At 66.2% G+C, this 25663-nt stretch carries 26 protein-coding genes; 11 read left to right on the top strand and 15 right to left on the bottom strand.

Going from position 1 to position 25663, the window contains the following annotated elements; translation table 11 throughout:
• The first annotated feature begins 41 nt into the window (after nucleotides 1-41).
• From FPV16_RS07245 to FPV16_RS07205, 9 genes are all read left to right on the top strand, one after another.
• Complete coding sequence (locus FPV16_RS07245) at nucleotides 42-533, top strand: DUF721 domain-containing protein (RefSeq protein WP_227437450.1); 492 nt, start codon at nucleotides 42-44, stop codon at nucleotides 531-533.
• A 130-nt stretch (nucleotides 534-663) separates the two neighbouring features.
• Nucleotides 664-1317, top strand: coding sequence for a DsbA family protein (locus tag FPV16_RS07240; RefSeq protein ID WP_227437448.1), 654 nt, complete (start codon nucleotides 664-666; stop codon nucleotides 1315-1317).
• 203 nt (nucleotides 1318-1520) lie between these two features.
• The gene (locus tag FPV16_RS07235) at nucleotides 1521-1916 is read left to right on the top strand and encodes an AtpZ/AtpI family protein (RefSeq protein ID WP_227437446.1); all 396 of its coding nucleotides are present in this window, start codon (nucleotides 1521-1523) and stop codon (nucleotides 1914-1916) included.
• A gap of 82 nt (nucleotides 1917-1998) precedes the next feature.
• Nucleotides 1999-2754 (top strand): F0F1 ATP synthase subunit A, encoded by a 756-nt coding sequence (locus FPV16_RS07230; protein ID WP_018044492.1) that lies wholly within the window; start codon nucleotides 1999-2001, stop codon nucleotides 2752-2754.
• 90 nt (nucleotides 2755-2844) lie between these two features.
• Nucleotides 2845-3072, top strand: coding sequence for a F0F1 ATP synthase subunit C (locus FPV16_RS07225; RefSeq protein WP_018044493.1), 228 nt, complete (start codon nucleotides 2845-2847; stop codon nucleotides 3070-3072).
• A gap of 106 nt (nucleotides 3073-3178) precedes the next feature.
• Nucleotides 3179-3742: a F0F1 ATP synthase subunit B' gene (locus FPV16_RS07220; protein WP_227437444.1), complete on the top strand. Its 564-nt coding sequence runs from the start codon at nucleotides 3179-3181 to the stop codon at nucleotides 3740-3742.
• 72 nt (nucleotides 3743-3814) lie between these two features.
• Entirely contained in the window at nucleotides 3815-4300 is a 486-nt protein-coding gene (locus tag FPV16_RS07215) for an ATP F0F1 synthase subunit B (RefSeq protein ID WP_227437481.1), read from the top strand.
• Nucleotides 4301-4448: 148 nt separating this feature from the next.
• The gene (locus FPV16_RS07210) at nucleotides 4449-5375 is read left to right on the top strand and encodes an ABC transporter ATP-binding protein (RefSeq protein ID WP_227437441.1); all 927 of its coding nucleotides are present in this window, start codon (nucleotides 4449-4451) and stop codon (nucleotides 5373-5375) included.
• Nucleotides 5376-5386: 11 nt separating this feature from the next.
• A complete protein-coding gene (locus FPV16_RS07205; protein ID WP_413629219.1) occupies nucleotides 5387-6148 on the top strand; it encodes an ABC transporter permease in 762 nt (253 codons plus the stop codon).
• A gap of 6 nt (nucleotides 6149-6154) precedes the next feature.
• Here the strand turns inward: FPV16_RS07205 and FPV16_RS07200 are convergent, their stop codons facing one another.
• Nucleotides 6155-6919, bottom strand: coding sequence for an alpha/beta fold hydrolase (locus FPV16_RS07200; protein WP_227437437.1), 765 nt, complete (start codon nucleotides 6917-6919; stop codon nucleotides 6155-6157).
• Nucleotides 6920-7184: 265 nt separating this feature from the next.
• On the opposite strand from FPV16_RS07200, the gene FPV16_RS07195 reads away from it, so the two are divergent.
• The gene (locus FPV16_RS07195; protein WP_227437435.1) at nucleotides 7185-7631 is read left to right on the top strand and encodes an SRPBCC family protein; all 447 of its coding nucleotides are present in this window, start codon (nucleotides 7185-7187) and stop codon (nucleotides 7629-7631) included.
• 134 nt (nucleotides 7632-7765) lie between these two features.
• On the opposite strand, the gene FPV16_RS07190 is transcribed toward FPV16_RS07195, so the two are convergent.
• Nucleotides 7766-9112: an MFS transporter gene (locus FPV16_RS07190; protein ID WP_227437433.1), complete on the bottom strand. Its 1347-nt coding sequence runs from the start codon at nucleotides 9110-9112 to the stop codon at nucleotides 7766-7768.
• A 418-nt stretch (nucleotides 9113-9530) separates the two neighbouring features.
• Between FPV16_RS07190 and FPV16_RS07185 the strand changes: the two genes are divergently transcribed.
• A complete protein-coding gene (locus FPV16_RS07185; RefSeq protein WP_227437431.1) occupies nucleotides 9531-10379 on the top strand; it encodes an FkbM family methyltransferase in 849 nt (282 codons plus the stop codon).
• Nucleotides 10380-10632: 253 nt separating this feature from the next.
• Here FPV16_RS07185 and FPV16_RS07180 read toward each other — a convergent pair whose 3' ends face one another.
• From FPV16_RS07180 to FPV16_RS07120, 13 genes are all read right to left on the bottom strand, one after another.
• On the bottom strand, nucleotides 10633-12165 hold the full coding sequence (locus FPV16_RS07180; RefSeq protein WP_027172800.1) for an acyl-CoA carboxylase subunit beta: 1533 nt from the start codon (nucleotides 12163-12165) through the stop codon (nucleotides 10633-10635).
• A gap of 118 nt (nucleotides 12166-12283) precedes the next feature.
• Nucleotides 12284-13078 (bottom strand): ATP12 family chaperone protein, encoded by a 795-nt coding sequence (locus FPV16_RS07175; protein ID WP_227437429.1) that lies wholly within the window; start codon nucleotides 13076-13078, stop codon nucleotides 12284-12286.
• Nucleotides 13079-13128: 50 nt separating this feature from the next.
• A complete protein-coding gene (locus tag FPV16_RS07170) occupies nucleotides 13129-13866 on the bottom strand; it encodes an HAD-IA family hydrolase (RefSeq protein ID WP_227437426.1) in 738 nt (245 codons plus the stop codon).
• 7 nt (nucleotides 13867-13873) lie between these two features.
• Nucleotides 13874-14251, bottom strand: coding sequence for a hypothetical protein (locus FPV16_RS07165; protein WP_413629216.1), 378 nt, complete (start codon nucleotides 14249-14251; stop codon nucleotides 13874-13876).
• A 111-nt stretch (nucleotides 14252-14362) separates the two neighbouring features.
• A complete protein-coding gene (locus FPV16_RS07160) occupies nucleotides 14363-15781 on the bottom strand; it encodes an RluA family pseudouridine synthase (protein ID WP_227437423.1) in 1419 nt (472 codons plus the stop codon).
• Nucleotides 15782-15851: 70 nt separating this feature from the next.
• On the bottom strand, nucleotides 15852-17099 hold the full coding sequence (locus FPV16_RS07155) for an Hsp70 family protein (RefSeq protein WP_227437421.1): 1248 nt from the start codon (nucleotides 17097-17099) through the stop codon (nucleotides 15852-15854).
• A 77-nt stretch (nucleotides 17100-17176) separates the two neighbouring features.
• Complete coding sequence (locus FPV16_RS07150) at nucleotides 17177-17734, bottom strand: TerB family tellurite resistance protein (protein ID WP_227437420.1); 558 nt, start codon at nucleotides 17732-17734, stop codon at nucleotides 17177-17179.
• A 152-nt stretch (nucleotides 17735-17886) separates the two neighbouring features.
• Nucleotides 17887-19383, bottom strand: coding sequence for a carboxypeptidase M32 (locus tag FPV16_RS07145; RefSeq protein WP_227437418.1), 1497 nt, complete (start codon nucleotides 19381-19383; stop codon nucleotides 17887-17889).
• Between the two features lie 68 nt (nucleotides 19384-19451).
• The gene (locus FPV16_RS07140; RefSeq protein WP_227437416.1) at nucleotides 19452-20768 is read right to left on the bottom strand and encodes a replication-associated recombination protein A; all 1317 of its coding nucleotides are present in this window, start codon (nucleotides 20766-20768) and stop codon (nucleotides 19452-19454) included.
• A gap of 433 nt (nucleotides 20769-21201) precedes the next feature.
• Nucleotides 21202-22653, bottom strand: a complete 1452-nt coding sequence (locus tag FPV16_RS07135) for a DegQ family serine endoprotease (RefSeq protein ID WP_227437413.1) — start codon at nucleotides 22651-22653, stop codon at nucleotides 21202-21204.
• A gap of 88 nt (nucleotides 22654-22741) precedes the next feature.
• Nucleotides 22742-23284 (bottom strand): hypothetical protein, encoded by a 543-nt coding sequence (locus tag FPV16_RS07130; RefSeq protein WP_227437411.1) that lies wholly within the window; start codon nucleotides 23282-23284, stop codon nucleotides 22742-22744.
• Between the two features lie 309 nt (nucleotides 23285-23593).
• Nucleotides 23594-23953, bottom strand: coding sequence for a phasin (locus tag FPV16_RS07125; RefSeq protein ID WP_227437409.1), 360 nt, complete (start codon nucleotides 23951-23953; stop codon nucleotides 23594-23596).
• Between the two features lie 321 nt (nucleotides 23954-24274).
• Nucleotides 24275-25519, bottom strand: coding sequence for a glycosyltransferase (locus FPV16_RS07120; RefSeq protein WP_227437407.1), 1245 nt, complete (start codon nucleotides 25517-25519; stop codon nucleotides 24275-24277).
• Nucleotides 25520-25663 lie beyond the last annotated feature (144 nt).

The raw sequence follows: 25663 nt of genomic DNA, 5'->3' as shown, positions 1-25663 counted from the left end.
TATCATGCGGAGTCCGCCCGCATCGGAATCTCTCGGAGCTCATGGCCCGCATCAAACCCCTCGCCGAGCTGATCGAGACCTGCATCGGACCGGCTTTCGCCGCGCAGGGGTTCGCCTCCACCGATATTCTCGCGGCCTGGCCCGATATCGTCGGCGAGCGCCTCGCCCGTTTCTGCCAGCCCTCGAAGCTCGAATGGCCCCGCCGCGCCCGGCGCGAGGAGCAGGGCCGGCCGGATCCCGGCACGCTCGTGGTACGGGTGGAAGGTGTCTTTGCCCTCGAGTTGCAGCATCTGGCTCCCGTGGTGATCCAGCGCATCAACGCCCATTACGGCTGGGCCTGCATCGGCAAGCTCGTCCTCAAGCAGGGGCGCGTTCATCAGGCCGTTCGCAAGCCGGTGGTGCCGCCCCTCGATCCGGTGAGGCGTGGCGAAGTCGCCCTGGCCGTTGCCTCCATCGACGACGATGCGCTGCGCGACGCGCTCGACAGGCTCGGCGTGGCGATCGTCACCTCCGCGCCGCCGCGATCCGGCTGAATCCCAGCTTCCGCCCCACGCATGTCGCGGCGCATGGAAGCGGAGCCGCCTGTCGCGTCTTGTCAGATTGTCCGCGGGTCTCTACCGCAAGCCGCATGGATCGGATCTGCGAGCGGAGCCCGTCGACATCATGATCACCCGTCGCGACACCTTGAAACTCACCGGCATGGCGATCGGCGCAGCCGCGCTCCTGCCCCGGATGACCCTCGACGCCTTCGCCCAGGATGCGAATCTCGCCTCCCTGATGGAGCCAGGCCCCCTCGGCGACGTCTGGCTCGGGCCAAAGGACGCCAAGGTGACGATCATCGAGTATGCCTCGATGACCTGCTCCCACTGCGCCGCGTTCCACAAGAACACCTGGCCGGTTTTGAAGGAGCGCTACATCGATACCGGCAAGGTGCGCTTTACCTTACGCGAATTCCCCCTCGATCCGCTGGCGACCGCGGCCTTCATGCTGGCCCGCTGCGACGGCGATGCGAAATACTATCCCATCACCGATCTGCTCTTCGATCAGCAGCAGGGCTGGGCCTACGTGCAGAAGCCGCAATCGCCGGTAGACGCCTTGGAGCAGATGTTGAGGCAGGCGGGATTCTCGAAGGAAAAATTCGAGACCTGTCTCAAGGATCAGAAGCTCTACGCCGCCGTGAACGCCGTGAAGCAGAAGGGGCTCGATACCTTCAAGGTGGATTCTACGCCGACCTTCTTCATCAACGGCGAGCGCTTCAAGGGTGAGATGACGATCGACGGGATGGAGAAGGTCATCAAGCCGATTCTAGGCGCCTGAGACCCAAGCTTGGCCGCCGATTGCTCTTCATGCGTCGGACACATCGCCCAGGATCGCCACCAGAGCCTGTTTCTTTATATATTACAGCAACTTAAGGCATGTTCGGCGCGCCTTGACACCCAAGATGGGCGAAACTATGGTGCGCCGCGCTTGACGGGGTTTCAGGCCGGTTCCCTCCACTCTCGCCAATGTGAGTTTTCGCCGTGAGCGGTAACGACGCAGGGGATGAGAATGGAGATGGACGGCGGAAGCCGGACGAGGATCTCTCGGCGAGACTGAAGCGTCTCGAGAAGCGGATCGAGGAGAAGCGGCCTGCCGCTCCTTCCCGTCCCTCGCCGGGTGCCGGTGCCTCCAACGGGGCGTCATCCTTGGGTCTGGCGATGCGGCTCTCCACGGAGTTCATCGCCGGTGTCCTCGCCGGGGGCATTCTCGGCTGGTTGTGCGATCAGTTTCTGGGGACGAAGCCCTGGGGTCTGATCGTTCTGCTCATGCTGGGCTTCGCAACCGGCGTCTATAACGTCATGCGTGTCTCGGGCTCGCTCTCGAGGCCGGCCACTAAAAGTGTGGCCGACAAGAAGCAGGATCGGCAACGGTCCTGATAGGCGAATTTTACCGCTTTCGGGCGGTCCTGGGGCAATGTGGGCATCTCGCCCGCTCGTGGACAGAAGGACGGTAGCGGCAATGGCCGTAAAGATGGATCCGATCCACCAGTTCGAGCTCAAGCCGCTCGTATCCTTCGGTCATATCGGCAATCAGGAAATCGCGTTCACCCAGTCGGCGCTCTACATGTTCGCCGCCGTCGGGATCATCGCCCTGATCACGATCGTGGCGACGGCGCAGCGCTCGGTGGTGCCGGGCCGGATGCAGTCCGTGGCCGAGGTGTTCTACGAGTTCATCGGCTCGACCCTGCGCCAGTCCGCCGGGCACGGGTCCGAGCGGTTCATGCCGCTGATCTTCTCCTTGTTCATGTTCGTCCTCGTCCTGAACATGTTCGGCATGATCCCCTATGCGTTCGCCGTGACAAGCCACATCATCGTGACCTTCGCGCTGGCGCTCCTCGTGATCACCACCGTCATCGTCTACGGCTTCATGGCCCACGGCACGAAGTTCCTGAAGGTGTTCGTGCCCTCGGGCGTGCCGGGCTGGCTGATGCCGATGATCGTCGCCATCGAGATCGTCTCCTTCGTCTCGCGGCCGATCAGCCTCGCGGTGCGTCTCTTCGCCAACGTGCTCGCTGGCCACATCGCCCTCAAGATCTTCGCGGGTTTCGTGCCGGCGCTCCTCGCTGCAGGCGCCTGGGGCGCGATTTCGCCGCTGCCGCTGGCTCTCAGCGTCGCGGTGACGGCCCTCGAGTTCCTCGTCGCCGGTCTGCAGGCCTACGTCTTCGCGACGCTCGCCTCGATCTACCTCAGCGACGCCCTCCACCCCGGCCACTAGGCCCCGGCGGTACCCTCTTCCGTCCCCGGTCCGCGGTTGCGGCCGGATTTCTCTCCACGCAACGAACGAACCGACACCAGGAGCAATTTGATGGATCCCTTAGCCGCTAAGTACATCGGTGCCGGCCTCGCCTGCCTCGGAATGGCGGGCGCCGCCATCGGCCTCGGCAATCTCTTCGGCCAGTTCTACGCCGGTGCCCTTCGCAACCCGTCGGCCGCCGACGGCCAGCGCGGCAACCTGCTCCTCGGCTTCGCGCTGACGGAAGCACTCGGCATCTTCTCGCTGCTCGTCGCGCTGCTCCTCCTGTTCGCCGTCTAAGACCGACGACGCTCGTCGATCCGACAGCAGACCCGGACCGGGCGCCCCATTCTCCTGGACGCGCGCCCGGTCCTCATTCACGAACTTACTTTGAGCGAAGGACGTCATGGCTCAGCCGGCCCATCCGACCGCAACCCATGAAGGCATCATGGCATCGCCCGCGTCCGAACATGGCGGTGGCTTTCCGCCCTTCGAGAGCCATACCTTTCTCTCGCAGCTGATCTGGCTCGCGCTGGCTTTCGGCCTGCTCTACTACCTGATGGACAAGGTGGCGCTGCCCCGCATCCAGGCGATCCTGCACGACCGCGCCACGCGGCTGTCGTCCGATCTCGACGAGGCCCAGCGGATGAAATCCGAGGCCGAGGCCGCTGGCGCCGTCTACGAAAAATCGCTGGCCGATGCCCAGGCCAAGGCCCGCACCATCGCTGCCGAGACCCGCTCTGCCCTCACCTCCGAGGCCGAAACCCGTCGCAAGACGCTGGAAGCCGAGCTCAACGACAGGATCGCCGCCTCCGAGGCCACGATCCGTACCCGCACCGCCGAGGCCATGGGTAGCGTTCGCTCCATCGCCGGCGAAACGGCCTCCGCCATTGTGGAGCGCCTCACCGGGACGGTTCCCGACCAGGCTAGCCTCGATGCTGCACTAAACCGCGTCGCCATCCCGCACTGAGTGCACTTGCAGAAGACGTGACCGGTTCGGCCTCGCCCCGCCGGACGCTAACGAAGTAGGACGACGAGAATGTTGTTGGATGCCGAGTTCTGGGTCGCCGTCGCCTTCGTCCTGTTCATGGGCGTCGTGTGGAAGGTCGGCGGCTTCGCTCAGATCACCAAGGCCCTCGACAGCCGCGGCCGCCGTGTTCGCTCCGAGCTCGACGAGGCCCGCCGCCTGCGCGAGGAAGCCGCTACGGTCCTGGCCGACTACAAGAAGCGTCGTGGCCAAGCCGAAGCCGAAGCCGAAGCGATTGTCGCCGGTGCCCGCGAAGAGGCCCAGCGTATCGCCGACGAGGGCCATGCCCGTCTAAACGAGTTCATCGCTCGCCGCACCAAGTCGGCCGAGACCAAGATTGCCCAGGCCGAGGTTCAGGCCACCGCCCAGGTCCGCGCCGCCGCTGCCGACGCAGCCGTGAAGGTGTCCGAGGTGGTGTTGCGCGAGCAGCTGCAGGGCAACGCCGCCTTGTCGCTGGTCCGTTCCAGCCTCGACGAAGTCAAAGGCCGTCTCCGGGCCTGACGTTTTCCAGAACGATCGTTTCGAGAAAGCCGCCCACCGGGCGGCTTTTTTGTTGCCGGACGTGCCGCATCGCACTCGCAAGCCGTACCCCTTGTCGTGGTATTGCGGCACGCACGTCCGCGCCACAAGAATAATCCATGGAGATCCGATGCCGCCGATCATCTCCATCTCGGGCCTGTCGAAGGTCTATGCTTCCGGCCTCCACGCCCTCAAGGATATCAACCTCGACATCACCAAGGGTGAGATCTTCGCCCTGCTCGGTCCGAACGGCGCCGGCAAGACGACACTGATCAGCATCGTCTGCGGCCTCGTCCGCGCGACGAACGGGACCGTGACCGTGGATGGCCACGACATCGGAGCGAATTACCGCGAGGCGCGCAGGGCCATCGGTCTCGTGCCGCAGGAGCTGACCACCGACGCATTCGAGACGGTGTGGGATACGACGAGCTTCAGCCGCGGCCTGTTCGGCATGAAGCCCAATCCTGCCCATATCGAGCGGGTGCTGCGCGACCTGTCCCTGTGGGACAAGAAGGACAGCCGGATCATGACCCTGTCCGGGGGCATGAAGCGGCGCGTGCTCATCGCCAAGGCGCTCAGCCACGAGCCACGTATCCTGTTTCTCGACGAGCCGACGGCCGGCGTCGACGTCGAACTGCGCCAGGACATGTGGCGGCTGGTGCGCAAGCTCCGCGACCAGGGCGTCACCATCATCCTCACCACCCATTACATCGACGAGGCCGAAGAGATGGCCGACCGCGTCGGCGTGATCCGGAAGGGCGAGATCATCCTGGTGGAGGAGAAGGCCGAGCTGATGCGCAAGCTCGGCAAGAAGCAACTGACCCTCCAATTGCAGAACCCCCTCCCCGCCCTGCCGGACGAGTTGGCGCCGCATGGCCTAGCTCTGTCGGCGGACGGCCAGGAACTTGTCTACACCTACGACACCAAGGGCGAGCGCACCGGGATCACCACGCTCCTCACCGACCTCGCCGCTGCCGGCATTCCCTTCCGCGATCTCTCCACCAGCCAGAGTTCGCTGGAGGACATCTTCGTCGATCTCGTGAGGGAGCAGGCATGAATCCGTTGTCGATGAACTGGCCGGCCGTCGGCGCGATCTATCGCTTCGAGATGGCCCGGTTCTGGCGCACGGGACTGCAGAGCATCGTCGCGCCGGTCATCGCCACATCGCTGTACTTCGTGGTCTTCGGCGCGGCGATCGGGTCGCGTATGGCCTCGGTGGATGGCATCGCCTACGGCGCCTTCATCGTGCCGGGGCTGATCATGCTCTCGCTCCTGACGCAGAGCATCGCCAACGCCTCGTTCGGCATCTATTTTCCGCGCTTTGCCGGCACGATCTACGAGATCCTGTCTGCCCCGGTCTCTCCCTTCGAGATCGTGCTCGGCTATGTTGGCGCAGCCGCGTCGAAATCCATCCTGATCGGGCTGATCATCCTTGCCACCGCGGCGCTCTTCGTGCCTCTCCGGATCGAGCATCCGCTCTGGATGGTGGCGTTCCTGCTCCTCACGGCGGTGACGTTCAGCCTGTTCGGCTTCCTCATCGGCCTCTGGGCGGATGGGTTCGAGAAGCTCCAGCTCGTGCCGCTGTTAGTGGTGACGCCCCTCACCTTTCTCGGCGGCAGCTTCTATTCCATCGAGATGCTGCCGCCGTTCTGGCGCGCGGTCAGCCTCGTCAACCCGGTCGTCTACCTCATCAGCGGCTTCCGCTGGAGTTTCTTCGGCACCTCCGACGTGCGCGTCGAGATCAGCCTCGCGATGACCCTGGTCTTCCTCGCCCTCTGCCTCGGCGGCGTGGTCTGGATCTTTCGCACCGGCTATCGGCTGAAGAGCTGATCTTCCTTAGGGTCGACCTTCGAGGAAGGCGAGGACGCCCTGCCGGTGCTGCTTGTCGCCCACCGCCGTGCTGTGGTCGCGGTTGGGCAGTTCGAGGCTCTTCGCGTTCGGCATGAGCGCGGCGAGGGCCGGAGCCGAGCCCGCCACCGTGTCGAGGGTCCCCACCGTGACGAGGGTCGGCGCCTCGATCTGCGAGACCTCTTCCCGCGACAGGGTCTGGCGCGAGCCGCGCATGCAGGCGGCGAGCGCTCTGAGATCGCTCTTCGTCTGCTCGGCGAAGGTGCGGAAAGCGGCGGCCGTGAGGTTGGGCGCCTTCTCGCCGGGGGGCGCTTCCAGGGCCTCGGCGATCCCGTTTGGCAGCCCTTTGCCCTCCACCAGATGCAATCCGAGACCGCCGAGAAGTACCGAACGTACCCGCGCTGGCTCGTCGAGGGCGAGATAGGCTGCAATCCGCGCGCCCATGGAATAGCCCATGATGTCGGCGCGGGCGATGCCGAGATGGTCGAGCAGCCGCCGCGCGTCCTGCGCCATGATGTCGGAGCCGTAAGCCTCCGGATCGTAGAGCTTCTCGCTCTCGCCATGCCCGCGATTGTCGAGGGCAACGACCCGGCGCCCCGCTTCGGACAGGGTCTTCACCCAGAGCGTGTTGACCCAGTTCACGGAATGGTTCGAGGCGAAGCCGTGGATCAGCACGATCGGATCGCCGTTGCCGCCCTTCGCCGGCACGTCGATATAGGCGATGGTGGTTCCGTCGGAATCGAAGGTCTGCATCGGGCTTGTCTATACCTTTCGAAGAAGGCGCCATCCGTGGATGACGGCCTCCATGGGTCGCCAAACTCGCCCCTGAACGGCACGGAGGCAAGGCGCGAGTATCGGAAGCGGTGACAGGCGAGCGTTTTCCTTGTTCCGCGCGGGTTTGGCCGGCTCACCTCCCCCTTGCTGCTCGGCGTCTCCGGCGCGATGAACGGTGGGATCGTCACAGCAGCACCGCTTCTGTCGGGCCGTCCCGATCGATGTGCGAGGATACGAACGGCAAATGATCCAGATCGTACCCGTCGTCGTCCTCAAACACGTTGTGCGCGCCGCTCAGCCGGACGTGTTCCGTGCCTGGACCGAACCTCAGCTCATCATGCGTTGGCTCGCGCCCGGTGCCGCCGCCATGGAGCTTGCGAAGACCGACCTGCGGGTCGGCGGCGCGTTTCTCTGGCGGCGGCGCGATCCGGACGGGGCGTCCCATTCCGTCACCGGGCAATACGAGGAGATCAGGCGGGGGCATTCTCTGCACCAGACCTGGACCTATGAGGGGCCGAACCCGCTCCTGTGCATCGGTGAGACCCTGATCCATGTCGATCTGCTCTCCGTCGGCGACCGGGCCACGGAGATTACGCTCACCCATCGCCGCATCGTCAGCGCAGATGTCCGGAATGCCTATCGTGAGGATTGGCGGAGCTGCTTTTCGAAGCTCCAGGCTGCTTTAGCCTAGCGGCTTTCCATTTGGATCCGGATCGCCTTCCACCGACGCTGCAGGCGCCCGGGATAGAAAGCCGTTGCTTCCTCCCGGAATCCAACGACAAGAGGACCACGGCCTGTGCCGTAGTCCCCCCGGATAATCGTCGTTCAGGCAAAGGCGGGCTGACCGCTGGTGACGGCGCGCTGCGCGACGGCTTCGTCGTAGAGCTTCTGCTCGGTCTGCTTGTGGGTCAGCGAGAAGCGCACTGAGATTGCGCAGAGCGACGAGATCAGCACGGCGATGCCGAGGATGAACAGGGCGCCGGGTAGGTTGCCGACACCCTTGAGCAGGAAGCCTGCCGCCACGGCGCCGACATTGCCGCCTGCGCCGATGATGCCGGCAACGCCGCCGAGCGCCTTGCGGTCGATGAACGGCACGAGGGCGTAAGTGGCGCCGCAGGCCATGTGGGTGAACAGGCCGAAGGCGAGCATGGCGACGACGGCCAGCACCACCGAGCCGGCATAGGCGAAGGCGAGAAGGCCGATCCCTTCGCCGACCATCAGCGCGAACAGAAGCAGGGTGCGGCCGTCGAGGCCCTTCGAGCGGGCGACCCGGTCCGAGGCGATGCCGCCGAGCGCGCGGGCGAACAGGGCCAGCAAGCCGAAACTGCCCGCCGCCATGCCGGCCTGAGTCAGATCGAGGCTGAAGCGCTCGACATAGTAGGTCGCCGCCACCGCATGGATGAAGATCTCGACGCCGAAGCAGGCGCCGTAGGTGATGGCAAGCATCCATACCCGGTAATTCGTCATCGCCTGCTTGAAGACCGCCCAGCCGCCCTTCTTGCCGGAATCGACAGCAACGCCGCGGGCGCGGAGATCCATGATGTTGCCCTCGGGCGTATCCTGCGTGAACCGGTAGTAGAGAAAGGCGACGACAAGCATCATCACGCCCGGGACGATCATCGACAGGCGCCAGCCCATCGTCTTCTCGACGCCGATGCTGACGAGGGCCGCGAGAATCAGCGGCATGACGCTCTGGGTGACGCCGCCGCCGGCATTGCCCCAGCCGCCCACGGTGGCGTTGGCGGTGCCCACCACGTTGGGCGCGAACATCACCGACGTGTGGAACTGGGTGATGACGAAGCTCGCCCCGATGGCCCCGATGGCGAGGCGGAAGAACAGGAAGCTCTCATAGGAATTGGCGAAGGCGATGCCGATCACCGGGATCGCTCCGAGAACCAGGAGGCCGGTATAAGTCAGGCGGGGGCCGAACCGGTCGCACATCGGTCCGATGAGCAGGCGCACCAGGATGGTGATTCCGACCGCGGCAATGTTGATGTTGTAAACTTGGTCGTTGGTGAGCTGGAACTCACCCTTGATCACCGGCATCAGCGGTGCGACCGCGAACCAGGCGAAGAAGCAGACGAAGAAGGCGAGCCATGTGATGTGGAACGCACGCATCTGCGGCGTGGCCAGACTGAACAGATCGATCCGGGTGGCTTTTTGGGACTGCATGCGGAGAGGCTCCAGGCGATCGGATGTCTCCCGGCACTCGGTGCGAGTGGCCCCCTGACGCGGGGTGGGGAGAGATTGGTCGCTCACGCCACAGTGAGCACGAGCCGCCATCTTTGAAGGCAGCTCTCGCGGGCGCCGTTGCCCACGTGGGGGCTTTCGCATGGCGCGTGCCAAGTCGAATGATTCTGAACCGTCGCTCCGCCATCCCGTATTTTACCGAGGGCGGTACCGCTTCCCCCTTATCTCAGGAGGATTCCAGCCTTGCCGGCAATGCCTCTTGGATGATCGCTTGCGCAGCCGATGAACTAAGGACTGCGTTCTTTGTGGGCATGGCGTCGATTTAGGCCGATTGAACCAATGGCGTCGAACGACATCAGATGCTTGCCGTGCGCTTGCCGGGCTGGCATCACCCGCCTCAATGACCGACACGCACTCTTCCCCCATCCGGCCTTTCGGCACCTACGCGCCCAAGGGGCTCGTGGCGCGCATCACCGAACGTACGGTTACACTCTCCGGCAAGAGCTGGGCCGGTCGGCGCGTAGGCTTCTTCCTGCGCCGGCTGGCTATCACGATGCTTCATGGACAGCCCCTCGACGTGGAGCGGTTCGGGGCGCGCATGCGGCTGCACCCCTACAACAACAATTGCGAGAAGAAGGTGCTGTTTACCCCGCAATTCTTCGATCCCGAAGAGCGGGCGCTGCTGGCCTCACGGCTGGAGCCAGACTGCACCTTCCTCGACATTGGCGCCAATATTGGCGCCTACGCCCTGTTCGTGGCTGCTTTCGCCGGTCCGCGCGCCCGCATCCTCGCCGTTGAGCCGCAGCCCGACGTGTTCGACCGGCTCACCTATAACATCGCCCAGAACCCGTTCGGCACAGTGAAGGCGGTGGCCTGTGCGGTGGCCGACAAGGCGGGTGAACTGACGCTGTTCGTGGACCCGCGCAACCGGGGCGAATCGAGCCTGAAGATCGTCGGCACCAACGAGGGTGCGCAGATCCGTGTGCCGGCGGTCACTCTGCTGGGTCTCGCCCAGGGCGAGGGCATCACCCGCATCGACGCGATCAAGCTCGATGTGGAGGGCGCCGAGGATCTGATCCTGGAGCCGTTCTTTCGCGAGGCACCGGTCTCCTTGCATCCTCGCCTGCTCGTCATCGAGGATGGCACGGCGCAATGGCAGATCGACCTCGTTGGCCTGCTGGAGACCCGGGGTTACCGGCAGATTGCCCGCACCCGGCTGAACCTGATCTTCGAGCGGGCGGCCTGCTGAGTACGCCCGCCCGTCCCATCGAACCAACATTATCCGAAGGTGCCCACGTGAATGGGCATCGAAGAGTTCTCCAGTTCGCTCAGGTCCGGCTGGAGCGCTTCTTGGCGGCCGCCGCCGCGGCACCTGACGATGAGGTCGAGATTGGGATGACCGAGACGTCATCGCCGTTCCCGCACCCCATCCGTCCCGGCCCACCGTCCGCTTCGCGGTGGGCCACCGGGAACAGGCTTCCCCGGTGGGAAGCTTTCCCGGCTTAGAGCGGGATGTTGTCGTGCTTCTTCCAGGGCTGCTCCATCTCCTTGGTGCGGAGCATGCCGAGCGCCCGGGCGATGCGTTTGCGCGTCGAGTGGGGCATGATCACCTCGTCGATATAGCCGCGCTCGGCTGCGACGAAGGGCGAGAGGAAACGGTCCTCGTACTCGCTGGTCCGTGCCGCGATCTTGTCGGTGTCGCCGATCTCACTCCGGAAGATAATCTCGACCGCGCCCTTGGCGCCCATCACCGCGATCTGCGCGGTCGGCCAAGCGTAGTTGATGTCGGCACCCACGTGCTTGGAGGCCATCACGTCGTAGGCGCCGCCAAAGGCCTTGCGGGTGATGATCGTCACCAGCGGGACGGTGGCCTGGCTGTAGGCGAAGAGCAGCTTGGCGCCGTGCTTGATGAGGCCGCCATATTCCTGGGCGGTGCCCGGCAGGAAGCCCGGCACGTCGACGAAGGTCACGATCGGGATCGAGAACGCGTCGCAGAAGCGCACGAAGCGGGCCGCCTTGCGGGAGGCGTCCGAATCGAGCACGCCGGCCAACACCATCGGCTGGTTGGCGACGAAGCCGACTGTGCGGCCCTCGATGCGGCCGAAGCCCGTCATGATGTTGCGGGCGTAGGTCGCCTGGATCTCGAAGAAATCGCCCTCGTCGGCCACGCGCCGGATCAACTCGCCCATATCATAGGGCTTGTTCGGGTTGTCCGGGATCAGGGTGTCGAGGGACTTGTCGAGGCGCAGCGGGTCGTCGAAGCTCTCGATCTCCGGCACGCCGTCGATGTTGTTGGCGGGCAGGAAGTCGACGAGCCGGCGGACCTGAAGGAGCGCTTCCACGTCGTTCTCGAACGAGCCGTCGGCGATGGAGGACTTCGTGGTGTGGACCTTGGCGCCGCCAAGTTCCTCGGCCGTCACCACCTCGTTGGTCACGGTCTTCACCACGTCGGGGCCGGTGACGAACATGTAACTCGTGTCGCGGACCATGAAGATGAAATCGGTCATGGCCGGCGAATAGACGTCGCCGCCGGCGCAGGGGCCCATGATGACGGAGATCTGCGGGATGACGCCCGAGGCGGCGACGTTCCGGCGGAACACCTCGCCATAGCCGCCGAGCGCTGCGACGCCTTCTTGGATGCGGGCGCCGCCGGCATCGAAGATTCCAATGATCGGCGCGCGCATCTTCAGCGCCATGTCCTGGACCTTGACGATCTTGGCGGCATGCGTCTCGGAGAGTGAGCCGCCGAACACCGTGAAGTCCTTCGAGAACAGGAAGACGGTGCGGCCGTTGATGGTGCCCCAGCCGGTGACCACACCGTCACCGGGAATCTTCTGCTTCTCCATCCCGAAATCGGTGGAGCGGTGCTGCACGAACATGTCGAATTCCTCGAACGACCCGTGGTCGAGGAGGAGCTCGATGCGCTCGCGTGCCGTCAGCTTGCCACGCTTATGCTGAGCTACGACGCGATTCTCGCCGCCGCCGAGGCGAGCCTGGGAGCGCCGCTCTTCAAGCTTCTCGAGAATATCCTTCATGCGCGCTGAGCCTTGAAATGGGGACGAGAAAATGGGGCCATGCCGCATGTTGAGGGCAGGGCTTGGCGGTTCGGAGTCAAATGCGCCTTAGCACGGAGGACAGGCAGCGAAAATGGATTTAACGGGCAAGTTTTGCGAGCTCCGCCGCGGACACGAATTCGGCCTTGCGCAGAGCATGGCGGGCTTCCGCCTCGGCATCGCTTCCCCAGACACTGGTCTGATAGGCCTCGTCCACATGCGCCGCCGCCCAGGCTTCCTGCGACGTCAGGCGCCCATGCAGGGTAGCCAGCGCGATGAGGAGCGAGCCAGTGAGTGTGGTCATCGTGTGGAGAGCCGCAAGCTGGAACGGCCCTTCGACCGCTTCGATCGCGCCGCGCAAGGCGGCCACCGACGTCTCGGGCTGGGTGACGTGCATCACCCCCTCGCTGAGAATGAGGCGTGCACCATACGTCTCGTGAGCCCAGTCGATCACAGGGTCCCAGGCGCGGGCCTGATCGGCCACGAGGCGCTCCGGGTCGGCGGCGCGGTAGGCGACGAGATCCGTCCCGGCATAGGCCGAGAGGTCGTCGATCACCGCCTCGCGGCGGGGGGCGACGCCGTCGATGGCGGTGTTGGCGAGGCGGGTGAGCGGCATGGTCGACGGATCGATGACTTCGACCTGCGCTGCCCATTCGGCGGCGACGGCCTCGGCGAGCACCCGGGTCGGCAGAAACAGCGGGTTGCGAGCCGGCGTATTGGCGGACCGTCCGTCGAGAGTCAGGCGAAACCCGCCCTCGCCCTCGGCGAGATCGGCCTCCGCGTAGAACCGCTTGGGGAGGGCGACCCGCGTTTGCGCGCGGACGGCCCGGTGCGGGTCATGGACGGGAGGGGCATCGGAGGCGCCGAGCCAGCCGGCGGGATCGTCGTTGCTCATGGGGCGGGGTTCTAGCGCATCACGCTTCGGCCCGCGAGCGCTGAGCCGGGTTAGATCTCAGTTCGGGGGCGCGTCTCTTCGGGCGCGAGGTCGCCGATGCTGGTATCCGCGCCGGCCTCGCGAAAACTTCCCGAGAACATATCCGCCAGCGCGGAGGCGGTTTCGACCACGGTCACCGCCCCGGCTCCGAGCAAGGCCCCCGGTGGATGGTAGCCCCAGGCGACACCGATGGCGGCCGCGCCGGCACTCACCGCCATGTCCATGTCGTAGGTGGTGTCTCCAATCATCACCGTGGTCTCCGGCAGCGCGCCCACCTCGGCCATCGCCTGGTGCAGCATTGCCGGGTCGGGCTTCGACGGTGCGTCGTCCGCGGTCTGGATGGTGGCGAAGACGTCGCTCCAGCCATGACTCTCGATCAGGCGGTCGACCCCGCGTCGGGATTTGCCCGTGGCGAGCCCGAGCCGAAGGTCGGCGCGGGCGCGCAGGCGTTCGATGAGATCGCCCATGCCCGGGAACAGCGGTTCCTCATAGGCGGGGTCGAGGCGCAGGGTGTTGAAGGCGCGCTTGTAGCTCTCGGACAGGCCCTCCACGGGCCCATCCTCGCCGACGAGACGCCGGAAGGCTTGCGGCAGGGAGAGGCCGACGACGGAGAGGGCCACCGCGCGCGCCGGCGCTTCGATGCCGTGTTCGGCGAAAGCCATGCCTTGCGCGGCGACGATGAGGTGCTGGCTGTCGACGAGCGTCCCGTCGACGTCGAAGACGACGAGCTTCACGGGACCGTCCCGCATGGCCGCATCACGGCTGACGTCCCTGCGGGGATTGCTGGGCCGGAACCTGTCCGGGCTTCTGGCGCTCGTAGCCGAGCTTGCAGCGAATCAGGAAGCGCCGCCGCACGCCGCCGCGCAGGCCCCGCGCATGAGACAGCCGATTACAGCTGGCATAGGACCGTCGCCTGCGGTCGCCCGCCCGCGCCTGCGATCCGTGGCGGCCGACGGAGGGCGGCGGCGGAGCCTGATTCTGCGCCGCCGGAACGGGAGCCGCTTTCGCCGCAGGACTTGGTAGGGTCTGCTGTGGACCCGCTGCCTGCGCCACAGCCTCGGAGCTCAGCGACGCTGATCCGAAGCATACGAACAGGCCGATCAAGGCGGTGCCGGCCATGGTTGCAAACGTCATCGGCATGGGTTCTCGCTGCAACGACGGGTGAGGTCGACCACAAGGATAAGGCATGGCGCCCGATTGCCAAGGCGCATCGCGGACGCTCCCCACCGATGCGCCCCACGCGGATCACGCCTCGGGCGCCTCGACGATGGGATCGTAACGCGAGGCGTCGAAGCCCAGCAGGTTCCAGCTCTGCGCCATATGCGGCGGCAGGGGCGCCGTCACGTCCACCGGCTTCAGCGTGCGCGGATGCGGGATGACGATGCGGCGCGCCAGCAGGTGCAACCGGTTCTGGATGCCTCCCGGCAAGGCCCAGTTCTCGACGCTGAAGTATTTCGGATCGCCGACGATGGGATGGCCGATATGCGCGGCATGGGCACGGAGCTGGTGCGTACGTCCCGTCACGGGCTTCAGCGAGAGCCAGGACAGCTTCTGCGCCGCGTTGTCGACCATGGCGTAATAGGTCAGCGCGTGGGCGGCGCCGTCATCGCCATGCTGGGCCACCCGCATCCGGGCGTCACCGTCGGGGGCCTCCTCCTTGGCGAGGTAGGTCGAGATCCGGCCCTGAGGCACGCGCGGGACACCGGCGGTGAGCGCCCAGTAGACCTTGCGGGCGGACCGAGAGCGGAAGCTCTTGGCGAGGGTCGCCGCCGCGAGACGCGTCTTGGCGACGATGAGGCAGCCGGCCGTATCCTTGTCGAGGCGGTGGACGAGGCGCGGCTTCTGCCCGTCCGGTCCGGTCAGGGCCTCTAGCAACCCATCCACGTGGCGCACGGTGCCGGAGCCGCCCTGGACCGCGAGGCCGAAGGGCTTGTTCAGCACCATCATGTCCGCATCCTCGTAGAGGATGAGCGAGCGCAGGAAGTCGGCGTCGGTGGCGTCACGCGCGATACTGCGTGGCCGTTCCGCCACGGGGTCGAGCTTGAGGGGCGGTACGCGCACGCTCATGCCCGGCAGGAGGCGATCGTTCGGCTTGGCGCGCTTGCCATCCACCCGCAGCTCACCCTTGCGGACGATGCTCTGGACACGGGTGAAGGGCAGCTGCGGAAAGCGCGTGGTGAGGAAGCGGTCGATCCGCATCTCCGCCTCGTCTTCCTCCACGATCAGCGTCTGCACGCCGGAGGCCAGGGTCGCGGAGGCGGCGGCGCGCTGCTCTCGCCGGGTCGGGCCTTCGACTGCCGGTTCCGGAGGCTTAGCGCCGGCACGGCGCGGGCGCGGCGCATCGAAGGCTTTCGCCGCGACCTCGTTGCGGGGCGCCCGCGTCCGAGGAGCTCGGGGAGCCGAGGCTTCGTCGTCGGCCGGCGTCTCCGGGGCATCGCCGGGGCGCCAGGGCGCGCGCTTGTCCGCTTCGCCGCGCAATTGCGCCGCGCGCTGGGCGGCATCGAGGGCGCTGGTGCGCGGGCCGGTGCCTTCGCGGTCGGGCCTGCGGAACGCGCCGGGCTTGCCGGGACGGTAGGGCTTACCGCCACTGCCCGGCGGCCTGCCCTTGCCGGCGCCGGAACCTTTGCGTCCGGCATTGCCGCGTGATGGTGGTCTGGTGGTCATCGGGTGCTCGTAACACCCTCGCCCCTCTCGGCAAAGCGCTTCGCGAGCGGGGCGATGCGTGAACCGGAGGTCAGGCCGCGCGGCGGCCCGCCTCGATGGTGAGGCCGGTCCCGACCGAGCCGAACGTGTCGCCGTCAACAACGCGGGCGTTCGGCACGCCCGCCACCAAGGCGGCACGGACATGCGGCAGGCCCGTCGACCCGCCGGTGAGGAACAGGGCGTCGATGCCCTCCGCCGGCAATCCTGCCTGATTCAGGCAACGCCCGATCCTTTCGGCAATTCGCCGTGAGAGCTCCTCCGTCTGAGCCACGAGGCCGGCATGGTCGAGATTGGCGGCGAGGCCCGGCTCGACCCAGCCGAGGGCCACGCCGCCCTGGCCCGCATCCGAGGCCGCGATCTTGGCGCCCTCGACCTCCATCGCCAGGGAATGCCCGCGCTCAGCCTCCACCACGGTGTAGAGCCGCGCGATCAGGTCCGGCCGGCGTGCGTCGCGGCGGACCTCCTCGATCTCGCGCAAGGTCTTGGCGTTGTAGAGCCGGTTGATGCTCGACCAAGTGGCAAGGTCGTGGAAATACCCGCTCGGCACGTCGAGATCGCCCCGGTTCATCGGGCTGCCGAGGCCGAACAGCGGCATCACCGTGCCGAGGCTGAGGCGCCGGTCGAAATCGGTGCCGCCAATGCGCACGCCATCATTGGCGAGGATGTCGCCGGACCGGTCGACCTTGGCATGGCGTTCCGGCGAGAGCCGCACGATGGAGAAATCCGAAGTGCCGCCGCCGATATCGGCAATGAGCGCGATCTCCTCACCCGTCACCTGCTGCTCGTAATCGAGCGCCGCGGCGATAGGCTCGTACTGGAAAGAGACGTGGCGGAAGCCGATGCTCCGGGCGATCTCGCGCAGGGCATCCTCGGCGCGGGCGTCGCCCTCCGGGTCGCCATCGACGAAATGGACCGGACGGCCATGGACCACTGTGTCGATCCCGGTGTCTGCCTGCGCCTCGGCGCGCGTCTTCACGGCGGAGAGGTAGCGGGCGATGACGTCGCGGAAGCGGATGCGCTCACGCCCTACCGGCGTCGTCTCCTCGAGCAGGGAGGAACCGAGCACCGATTTGAGACTGCGCATCAGCCGGCCCGGCGTGCCCTCCACATACTCCGCCATGGCCGCTCGGCCGACGAGGGGCGTCCCGCCCGGTGGGAAGAAGATCGCACTGGGAATCGTGACGTGGTCGCCCTCCAGCCGCAGCAGGGCGGGCCGCCCCTCGGTGACGAGACCGAGCGTGGTGTTGGACGTGCCGAAATCGAGGCCGCAGGCCGCCATGTAGAATCTCCGGACGGTCTGTCCGCTGTAAGGGGGGCCGCCGACCTACAAGCTGCGCCCCGCCGGGTCTACCGGTCTCAGCGCCCGAAATCGCCGGCCCGGCTCGTCTTCAACGCAGGGCTCCCGCCGGTGAGCCGGCGCTTGAGCCGCACGATCGCCTCGCGCTGCAGCTCGCTTGCGGCGGAATGGGCGCTGGCGACTTGCGAGAGCATGTCGATGAAGTGCAGGCGCTCGGCCTCGGTCAGGTTATCCCGGAGCAAGGGCAGCAAGTCGTCGGCCACGAGGGAGAACGGCCGCCGGGCCTCAGTGTAGGTCCATGCCCGTTCGAACGTGGCCGAGATGGACTCGATCCGGAGCGGAGAATCCATGAATTCCAGGATTTTCGTTTTCTCGGCGGCGGTGACCGGGCTGCCCGTGCGCACGAGTTGGATCATCAGGATCACCGCTGCGAGCCGTACGTCCCGTACCCGCTTCAGCGGCGTGCCGATGATCTCCTCCAGGGTCGATTTTGCCCGGCGCTGAAGGCCCTTTGTGTCGCGGTTGACTTCCCTCAGCGCCGTCGCGGTCCCGTGCGCGCGGAGTATCCAGAACAGGATGGCACCTGCGATCCCGATCACTGCGACGATGACGACCATCGGAATGTCCCTTTCTCCAGAGCCGGACCGGACGGACGGTTGAATCAATCGTCAGCTTAGCGTCGCAGATGGAGCGGCAAAACCCGAAGCGTGCGCGACCCTGCGAGGGATCGCCCCGGCGCGATCGATTCGTAATCGGTCGATGCGGGCGTTCAGCCTTCCCCGAGATAACGGTGGCGCAGGTGGCGCATGTAATCCTCGGCCCCCAGGGGCTTGCCGGTGGCGGCGACGAGCATCTCGTCGGTCTCCATGAGACTGCCGCGCCCGTGCACGTTCCCGCGCAGCCAACCTCGCAAGGCGGTGAAATCGCCCTCTGCCAGATCGGCGGGGATGCCGGGCAGGCTCTCGCGAGCGGCACGGAAGAGCTGCGCTGACGCCATGGCGCCGAGGGTATAGGTCGGAAAATAGCCGAAGCTGCCGCCGGGCCAGTGGATGTCCTGCAGGCAGCCGAGCCGATCGTTCGGTACGGTCAGACCGAGTAGGCCTCGAATGCCATCGTCGAAAGCGCCGGGCAGGTCGGCGACAGCGAGGTCGCCAGCGATCATTGCCGTTTCAAGGTCGTAGCGCAGGAGGATGTGCGCCGGATAGGTCACCTCGTCGGCATCAACCCGGATCAGGCCCGGCTCCACCCGCGTGTAGAGGCGGTGCAGGTTGTCCGCGTCCCAGGCGCTGCCCTCTCCGCCAAAAGCCTCGCGCAGGCGAGGCGCGAGGTAGGCGCAGAACTCGGCCGAGCGGCAGGCCTGCATCTCGATCAGCAGCGACTGACTCTCGTGCAGGCTCATCCCCCGCGCGTTCCCCACGGGCTGATGGAGCCATTGGGCCGGGCGGCCCTGCTCGTAAAGGGCGTGACCGGTCTCATGCAGCACGCCCATCAAGGCGCCGGTGGCGTCGGTCTCGTCGTAGCGCGTAGTGATGCGCACGTCGTCGGTGGCCCCACCACAGAATGGGTGCAGGCTGATATCGAGCCGTCCGCGCTCGAAATCGAATCCGGCGGCGCGCATCAGCGCCAACCCCAGAGCTTTCTGCGCTTCCACCGGGAACGGCCCCGGCAGCGGGATCGGCGCCGGCATCGCCGCCTGCCGGTCACGGATCGTCCCGATCAGCCCCGGCAGCGTCGCGCGAAGCTCAGCGAAGAGCGGATCGATTGCGGCCCGGCGCATGCCGGGATCGTAGCCGTCGAGGAGGGCATCGTAAGGGGCGAGCCCCAATGCTGCGCCCTTGGTCTCCCCGACCTCCCGTTGCAGGCGCAGGGTTTCGGCGAGGTGAGGCGCCAACATCCCGAAATCGGATGCCGCTCGCGCTTCCCGCCAGACCATTTCGGAATGGGACGAGGCCTTGGAACTCGCGGCCACGAGATCGCCCGGCACGGCCGAGGCGTGACGATAGGTGCGGCGCATCTCACGCAGGTTGGCCCGTTCCCATGCACCGAGGCAGGCCTCGTCGTCCGAGGCCTGCGCGATCAGGTCGCCGGTCTCGGCAGCCGTGAGGATCTCGTGGGCGATGACCCGAAGCTGGGCGAGCTGCTCGGCCCGGCCTTCCGCCGCGCCATTGGGCATCAGCGTCTGGGCGTCCCAACCGAGGATGCCGGCGGCATCCTCGATGGTGCCGATGCGGGCAAAGCGGGTGGCGAGGTTCCGATAGGCGTGCATGGTCGTGGATGGCCGTCCTTCATGACTGAGCGCCGCCCTATCACGGGATTGAGGGGCGGACGAAGACCTCAGCGCTCCTCTTCACGGCGTTGCCTCCGCAAGGCCTCCCAATGGGCGAGGCGGTCGCCGTAGCGGATCTCCATGCCCCGGTCCGTGGGCTCGTAGAAATGCTGCCGGCCGAGCGCCTCGGGCCAGTAATCCTGGCCGGAGAACGCATCCGGCTCGTCGTGATCGTAGCGGTAGCCCTCGCCGTAGCCGATCTTGCGCATGAGCTTGGTCGAGCCGTTGAGGATGGTCCGGGGCGGCGGCAGCGAGCCGTGCTCTTTGGCTACCCGCGTCGCCGCCTTGTAGGCGTTGTAGACCGCGTTCGATTTCGGCGCGCAGGCGAGATAGACGGTGACCTGCGCCAGAGCGAGTTCACCCTCCGGCGAGCCGAGGAAGTCGAACGCATCCTTGGCGGCGGTGGCGACGACGAGGGCCTGCGGGTCGGCGAGCCCAATATCCTCCACTGCCATGCGTACGAGGCGCCGGGCGATGAACAGCCTGTCCTCCCCGCCGTCGAGCATGCGGCAGAGGTAGTAGAGCGCTGCATCGGGGTCGGACCCACGCACGGTCTTATGAAGGGCGCTGATGAGGTTGTAGTGCCCCTCCTGGCTCTTGTCGTAGATCGGCGCACGGCGCTGGACGATCTCCTGCAGGGTAGCGGCATCGAAGATCTCGTCGCGCTTGGCCGAGCGCCAGACCTCTTCGGCGAGGGTCAGGCAGGCGCGCCCATCGCCATCGGCCATGCGGACCAGGGCGCTACGGGCTTCCTCGTCCAGCGGCAGCGGCCGTTCGGTCAACGCCTCGGCGCGGACCAGTAGCTTGGCGATGGCCGCATCGTCGAGGGAGCGGAACAGCAGTACGCGGGCGCGCGAGAGCAGAGCGGCGTTGAGCTCGAAGGACGGGTTTTCCGTCGTAGCGCCGACGAGCGTCACGGTTCCGTCCTCCATGACGGGAAGGAAAGCGTCGAGCTGCGCCCGGTTGAAGCGGTGGATCTCGTCCACGAAGAGCAGCGTCCCCTGCCCCATTGTCCGGCGCTGGCGCGCCGCCTCGAAGACCTTCTTCAGGTCGGCGATGCCGGAGAAGATCGCCGAAATCTGCTCGAACTTGAGATCGGTCTCGTGGGCCAGGAGGCGGGCCACAGTGGTCTTGCCGGTGCCCGGCGGACCCCAGAACACGAGCGAGCCAAAGGATTTTCCGCTGAGAAGTCGGGTCAGGGAGCCGTCCGGCCCGGTCAGGTGCTCCTGCCCCACCACTTCGGCGAGGGAACGCGGGCGCAGGCGGTCGGCAAGTGGGCGCGGCGCGTCGTTCTGCAGACCGGCGGAGGCGAAAAGATCGGACATCGACGCATAGAAGACGCGGCCCGCGTCATCCCGCAATCCGCAAATGGCGCCGTCCCCGCGTTTCGGTGGACCTGCCCCGGTGCAGCTGTTGCTCCTTGCCGTGTTCGAGGAGTGTCCCGTCCGCCCCGTGGATGATGCATTTGGGCGGCCTTTTGGCTCCCCATGAGAACAATATGAACAGAGTTTGGTCGAAGGTCAGGCGCGGCCATGCAATGGCTTTGTCGTCGTCTCTTTCCGCCATGAGATCGGCATAAGCCAGGCCGGGAGCTGTGCCACGTGGCTCTCCCGCGAGCGCATCCAGGGACACGTGCCTACCACTCATACTGCCAAAATCGCGATGCTCCTGGTTCTACCCCTCTGGTTTGAGGCAGTGCAGAAGGCTGCATCCGGATGAATGGCCCCGGATGCCGGCCGCGTGAACCGACGTAAGACCCTACCCTCCGAACACCGAGGTCAGCACGGCACCGCCCCGGTTGATCGCGATCTCCCACATACCGGAGTTGGACCGCGTCAGGCGCTCGAGGTCCTTGGTGGTGGTTACCGGGGCGCCATTGATGGCGACGATCACGTCGCCGATCTGCAGGCCGGCGCGGGCCGCCATGGACCCTTCGTCGATGGACGAGACCGCAACCCCGTCGCTGGCGAAATCCTTCTGCAGTTCCTCGGCCACGGCCGGCGAGGTATTGACCAGGGTGGCCCCAAGGAAGGGCGAGCGCGTACGCACCTTCACCGCATCGCGCGGCCGCGTCTCGGGGGCCGAGGCGAGTTTGACCGAGATGGTGGAGCGGGTGGTGCCGCGCAGGATACCGAACTTCGCGGTTCCACTGATCCCCTTGAGGGCGAAGCGGTAGCCGAAAGCTTCCGGATCATCGACAACCTTGTCGTCCACCGTGAGGATCAGGTCGCCGCGCTTGAGGCCGGCCTCCTCGGCCGGGCTCTTCGGCTGCAGGGTCGCCACCAGCACCCCGGTCGGGTGGTCGAGGCCCATGCTCTCGGCGATGTCGGGCGTAACGTTCTGCACCCGTGCCCCGAGCCAGGGGCGACGCACGGTGGTGGCGCCACCCTTGGCCGTCTCGACCACGGCGCGGACCATGCTGGTGGGAATCGCGAAGCCAATGCCGTGGCTCCCCCCCGATTGCGAGTAGATCGCCGTGTTGATGCCCACGAGCCGACCTTTAAGATCCACGAGGGAGCCGCCGGAATTGCCCGGATTGATCGCGGCATCGGTCTGAATGAAGAACTGGTAATCGGACGAACCGACCTGCGTCCGCGCCAGGGCCGAGACGATGCCCTGTGTCACCGTCTGGCCGACCCCGAACGGATTGCCGATCGCCATGACGAAGTCGCCGACCTCGAGGGCTTCCGAATCGCCCATGGGCATGGGCACGAGACCGCCTACGGGGCTCTTGATCTTGATCACGGCGAGATCGGTGCGGGGATCGCGCAGGACGATGCTCGCCTCGAATTCCCGCCGATCAGAGAGCGAAACACGAACTTCGTTCATGTTGTCGATGACGTGATTGTTAGTGATGACGAGGCCGGATTCATCGACGATGACGCCGGAGCCGAGCGACTTCTGCGCCCGCTCGCCCGGCATGCCCTGGCCGCGGCCTGAGCCTTGCTCGCCGAAGAACCGGCGCATGAATTCGTCCATGGCGCTGCGCGATGTGCCGCGCTGCTCCACATGCGAGGCGTAGACGTTCACCACCGAGGGCGCCGCCCGCTTCACCACCGGCGCGAAGGAGAGATCGACCTCGCCCTTCGAATTCGGCACGGTCTTAGCCGGCGCGTGAGCCTCCTGCGTCTTCATCATCTGCGCCTGGGCGCTTGGCGAGACGACGATGGTCGCCGTGACGAGGCAGGCGAGCAGCGGCCGATGAAACATCGCGATCTCCCGGATGGCAGGCGCAGACGGCGGAACCGCTGCGGAATCCGGGATATCTAGACGCGCTGGGGCTTCAGCGCGAGGGGTGTCAGGGGCGGCGGAGCGTTGCGGCGATGCGCCCTGCCCGGCGTGCGAGACTTGCAATGCAATTGAGCGAGGCATCGGCTGCCCGCTGCATCTCGGTGACCTGGAGGCGCAGTGCATCGGCCGGATTCTTCGCCGTCGACAGGGCGCGCCAATGCGCGAACGTAGCGATGCTCTCGTTGCGGACATAGGTCACCAGCGTGTCGTTGGCGGCCGTGATCTCGGTCAACGCCGAGGCGGTGACGGCGGCGGTGTGCGCCGGCGGCGCGGCGAGATCCTGCGCCGAGGCGATCGCGCTTTCGATCTCGGCAGGCAGCAGGGAATCCTGAGCCGCCTCACCCTTGCCTTGTGTGCTGACGTCGGAAGGAGCGTGATTCGTCGAATCGTCATCAGCGACGGCGGCCACGGCATCGGCGGCAGGCGGGCTGTCCTGAGGTTTGGCCTCGTCCGAGGGGGCGGTTTCCGGAACGACGAGAACAGCTTCCGCCACAGCTTGTCCGGTCAGCAGCGCATCCGGCGACACGCTCTCCATCAAGGTCTCGGTCACGGGGGACGCGGCGTCAGGTATGGATGCCGCGATCAGTCCATGGTCCACAGGTGGGGTCTGCGAAACCGGTTTCAGGTCAGGAGCGGTCTCGGCAGTCGTGTCCGCGCCGGAGAGCTGCGCCGATTGCCCAGTTTTGCTTCCCCCGCGATCGACGAAGCGTGATTGTCGGCGTGTGGCCATGATTTGCGTCCCCTTCGTCTACAATCGGTCGCGCATGGCCCGGCCCCGGGGTGCGCCCATGGTCCGAGCCACGATACCGCGTCCACGCCCTACACGCGAACCGGGCCGGTTCGCGCGAAGGGGCCGGGATCAGACGCCTTTGGCGGCGGACTGAGCCAAGGCGCCGAGATCCTTGGCCTGGGCCTGGAGCGTCGCAATCTGGCTGCGCAGGAACTCGCTCTGCAATTCGAAAGCCTCTTTCGGATCGCGGGTACGCACCAATTTCTGGGCGAAATCGAAGGTCGTGCTCGCATTGGTCTGAACCTGGTCGAGGCCCTTGGCGATCACGGATTGGATCGCCCCATGCACCGTTGTCGAGGAGGTCTGGAGCTGTTCGGCGGATTTCACCACCGTGCCGAGCAGGTTGGTCACGGCGGTGCGGGCTTGCTCGACACTCTTTTCCGCAAAGTCGCGCAATTCGGCGGGGATCTCAAAGGTCGGCGCGTTCATGTCGGTCCTCACTCAATCAACGGGAGCGACACGGAATAACGCGCCGCACCATTGATATGTTGCAGTGCAATATGAGAGTCAAGAAGGGGGTTGAGCAAATGCACGACAGTAGCGGTGCAATCCGGCCTCTCGCTCGCAATAAACCAAACAGAGACGGAATTTGAGCGCGCAGTCTAAGAAAGCACATCGAGGACCATCAAATGCAATGCGCGTAGTAATGACACGTCGGCGGCTGTGTTATGTATGCAGGGACGCTGGATTCTTCCGCGTGATGGGGGGGCGGCTGCGAAGCACGACCGCGCGGGGCTTGTGCGAGGACGGCTATCCTGATGTTCCGAGGATGTCGGTCGGTGTGAGCGATACGTTTCGCGCGATCCTTCGATAGAGGTGGACGAGAGCATCGGCATGGTCGTCGATGGACATGGGGGCGTCCCAGTAATGGGCGTGAGCGGCGCGCCCGAGCGTTTCCGCCGTGCTGGCGTCGAGATTCCGGAACGCCGTCGCGAGGGCTGCCCGCTCCGGCGCAACAACATAGCCGGTGACGCCGTCGATGACTTTCTCCGCGGCCCCGGACCGGTCCGACGCGACCACTGGCACCCCGGTGGCCAGGGCCTCGTAGACGGTCAGAGGGCCGGTCTCGAACCACCGCGACGGCGCGGCCAGCGCCCTCGCCCCTCGAATGAGGATGGCGGACACCTCGTTCGGTGAACGCCATCCGAGCATCTCGACATGCGGCTGCGCCCGTAGTTCCGCCTCCAGCGGGCCGGTGCCGATGAAGAGCGCTGGCATGCCGGCATCCCGCGCCGCCTCGGCGACGAGATCTGCGCCCTTCTCGCGGGTCAAGCGGCCAACATAGGCCATGGCTTTCCCGGCCGCCGGATTGGCCCGCACTTCCTTCTCCACGCGCACGGGATTGTCGATGCGGTGATGGGTGATGGACAGGGAGCCGAGGAGATCGCCCATCCGACGGACGCTGGCATCGCAGACATGGACCACGTGGAGATGGCGGCGACGCAAGGCGCGGTTCTGGGCGATGCTCCGCCCGACCCGTATTGCCTTGTGAAGGCGGCTTTTCGGGTCGCAGGGAGCCGCGACGCATGAGGCGGAGAGCGGCGTCAGTCCGCACGGGCGATCCTGATCGAAGCGGTAATAAACTCCGTTGGGGCAGGCCAGGAAGTAATCGTGCAGGGTCACCACCAGCGGGATGCCGCTGTCGAGCAGGACGGGGAACACGCTCGGCGACAGGCTGCGGGTCCATTGATGCAGATGGACGATATCCGCCGGTCGCGGGAGGGCGCCGAGTACAGCGCGCAAACGGTCGGCTGAATCTCGGCTCCAGATGCCGGACAGCGCAGCCTCCAGGGCCGGGCGGTTCCAGATGTCGGTATTGCCGAGGCAGACGCGCCGGATGTTCGGATGATCGAGGAGCGGATCCGCTGGTCCTTCGATCGCCTGGATGAAGGTGATGTCGACCCCCGCTCTGGCGAGGCCGTACGCCGACTCCACCGCGACCTTCTCGGCACCGCCGCTCGCCACGGCGAACTCTGCGAGGATCACGATATGCATGGCCTGCCCGGAACCTCGGCCGGCCTTCGGGTCAGTCCTGCCCATGCCGCTACGGCGACGCTAGGGGCTATCGCCTCACGTCCGGTAAACGCCACCGGCCGAGCGGCAAGCCGTTATGTCGGCGGCGACGAAAGGGATCGGGCA

This window comes from Methylobacterium sp. W2 (assembly GCF_020662345.1).
GTDB lineage: Bacteria > Pseudomonadota > Alphaproteobacteria > Rhizobiales > Beijerinckiaceae > Methylobacterium.
Note: the sequence above shows the minus strand (reverse complement) of the source record. Positions and strands in the feature narration are given on the sequence as shown.

What these genes read in the sequence shown, in the direction of transcription:
- FPV16_RS07165 (WP_413629216.1), bottom strand. Translation starts at nt 14,251, where the DNA reads ATGACGTTTGCAACCATGGCCGGCACCGCCTTGATCGGCCTGTTCGTA.
- FPV16_RS07150 (WP_227437420.1), bottom strand. Translation starts at nt 17,734, where the DNA reads ATGGTCGTCATCGTCGCAGTGATCGGGATCGCAGGTGCCATCCTGTTC.
- FPV16_RS07185 (WP_227437431.1), top strand. Translation starts at nt 9,531, where the DNA reads ATGACCGACACGCACTCTTCCCCCATCCGGCCTTTCGGCACCTACGCG.
- FPV16_RS07140 (WP_227437416.1), bottom strand. Translation starts at nt 20,768, where the DNA reads ATGTCCGATCTTTTCGCCTCCGCCGGTCTGCAGAACGACGCGCCGCGC.
- FPV16_RS07145 (WP_227437418.1), bottom strand. Translation starts at nt 19,383, where the DNA reads ATGCACGCCTATCGGAACCTCGCCACCCGCTTTGCCCGCATCGGCACC.
- FPV16_RS07155 (WP_227437421.1), bottom strand. Translation starts at nt 17,099, where the DNA reads ATGGCGGCCTGCGGCCTCGATTTCGGCACGTCCAACACCACGCTCGGT.
- FPV16_RS07210 (WP_227437441.1), top strand. Translation starts at nt 4,449, where the DNA reads ATGCCGCCGATCATCTCCATCTCGGGCCTGTCGAAGGTCTATGCTTCC.
- FPV16_RS07205 (WP_413629219.1), top strand. Translation starts at nt 5,387, where the DNA reads ATGAACTGGCCGGCCGTCGGCGCGATCTATCGCTTCGAGATGGCCCGG.
- FPV16_RS07245 (WP_227437450.1), top strand. Translation starts at nt 42, where the DNA reads ATGGCCCGCATCAAACCCCTCGCCGAGCTGATCGAGACCTGCATCGGA.
- FPV16_RS07190 (WP_227437433.1), bottom strand. Translation starts at nt 9,112, where the DNA reads ATGCAGTCCCAAAAAGCCACCCGGATCGATCTGTTCAGTCTGGCCACG.
- FPV16_RS07200 (WP_227437437.1), bottom strand. Translation starts at nt 6,919, where the DNA reads ATGCAGACCTTCGATTCCGACGGAACCACCATCGCCTATATCGACGTG.
- FPV16_RS07175 (WP_227437429.1), bottom strand. Translation starts at nt 13,078, where the DNA reads ATGAGCAACGACGATCCCGCCGGCTGGCTCGGCGCCTCCGATGCCCCT.
- FPV16_RS07170 (WP_227437426.1), bottom strand. Translation starts at nt 13,866, where the DNA reads ATGCGGGACGGTCCCGTGAAGCTCGTCGTCTTCGACGTCGACGGGACG.
- FPV16_RS07160 (WP_227437423.1), bottom strand. Translation starts at nt 15,781, where the DNA reads ATGACCACCAGACCACCATCACGCGGCAATGCCGGACGCAAAGGTTCC.
- FPV16_RS07225 (WP_018044493.1), top strand. Translation starts at nt 2,845, where the DNA reads ATGGATCCCTTAGCCGCTAAGTACATCGGTGCCGGCCTCGCCTGCCTC.
- FPV16_RS07120 (WP_227437407.1), bottom strand. Translation starts at nt 25,519, where the DNA reads ATGCATATCGTGATCCTCGCAGAGTTCGCCGTGGCGAGCGGCGGTGCC.
- FPV16_RS07230 (WP_018044492.1), top strand. Translation starts at nt 1,999, where the DNA reads ATGGCCGTAAAGATGGATCCGATCCACCAGTTCGAGCTCAAGCCGCTC.
- FPV16_RS07125 (WP_227437409.1), bottom strand. Translation starts at nt 23,953, where the DNA reads ATGAACGCGCCGACCTTTGAGATCCCCGCCGAATTGCGCGACTTTGCG.
- FPV16_RS07195 (WP_227437435.1), top strand. Translation starts at nt 7,185, where the DNA reads ATGATCCAGATCGTACCCGTCGTCGTCCTCAAACACGTTGTGCGCGCC.
- FPV16_RS07180 (WP_027172800.1), bottom strand. Translation starts at nt 12,165, where the DNA reads ATGAAGGATATTCTCGAGAAGCTTGAAGAGCGGCGCTCCCAGGCTCGC.
- FPV16_RS07135 (WP_227437413.1), bottom strand. Translation starts at nt 22,653, where the DNA reads ATGTTTCATCGGCCGCTGCTCGCCTGCCTCGTCACGGCGACCATCGTC.
- FPV16_RS07240 (WP_227437448.1), top strand. Translation starts at nt 664, where the DNA reads ATGATCACCCGTCGCGACACCTTGAAACTCACCGGCATGGCGATCGGC.
- FPV16_RS07220 (WP_227437444.1), top strand. Translation starts at nt 3,179, where the DNA reads ATGGCTCAGCCGGCCCATCCGACCGCAACCCATGAAGGCATCATGGCA.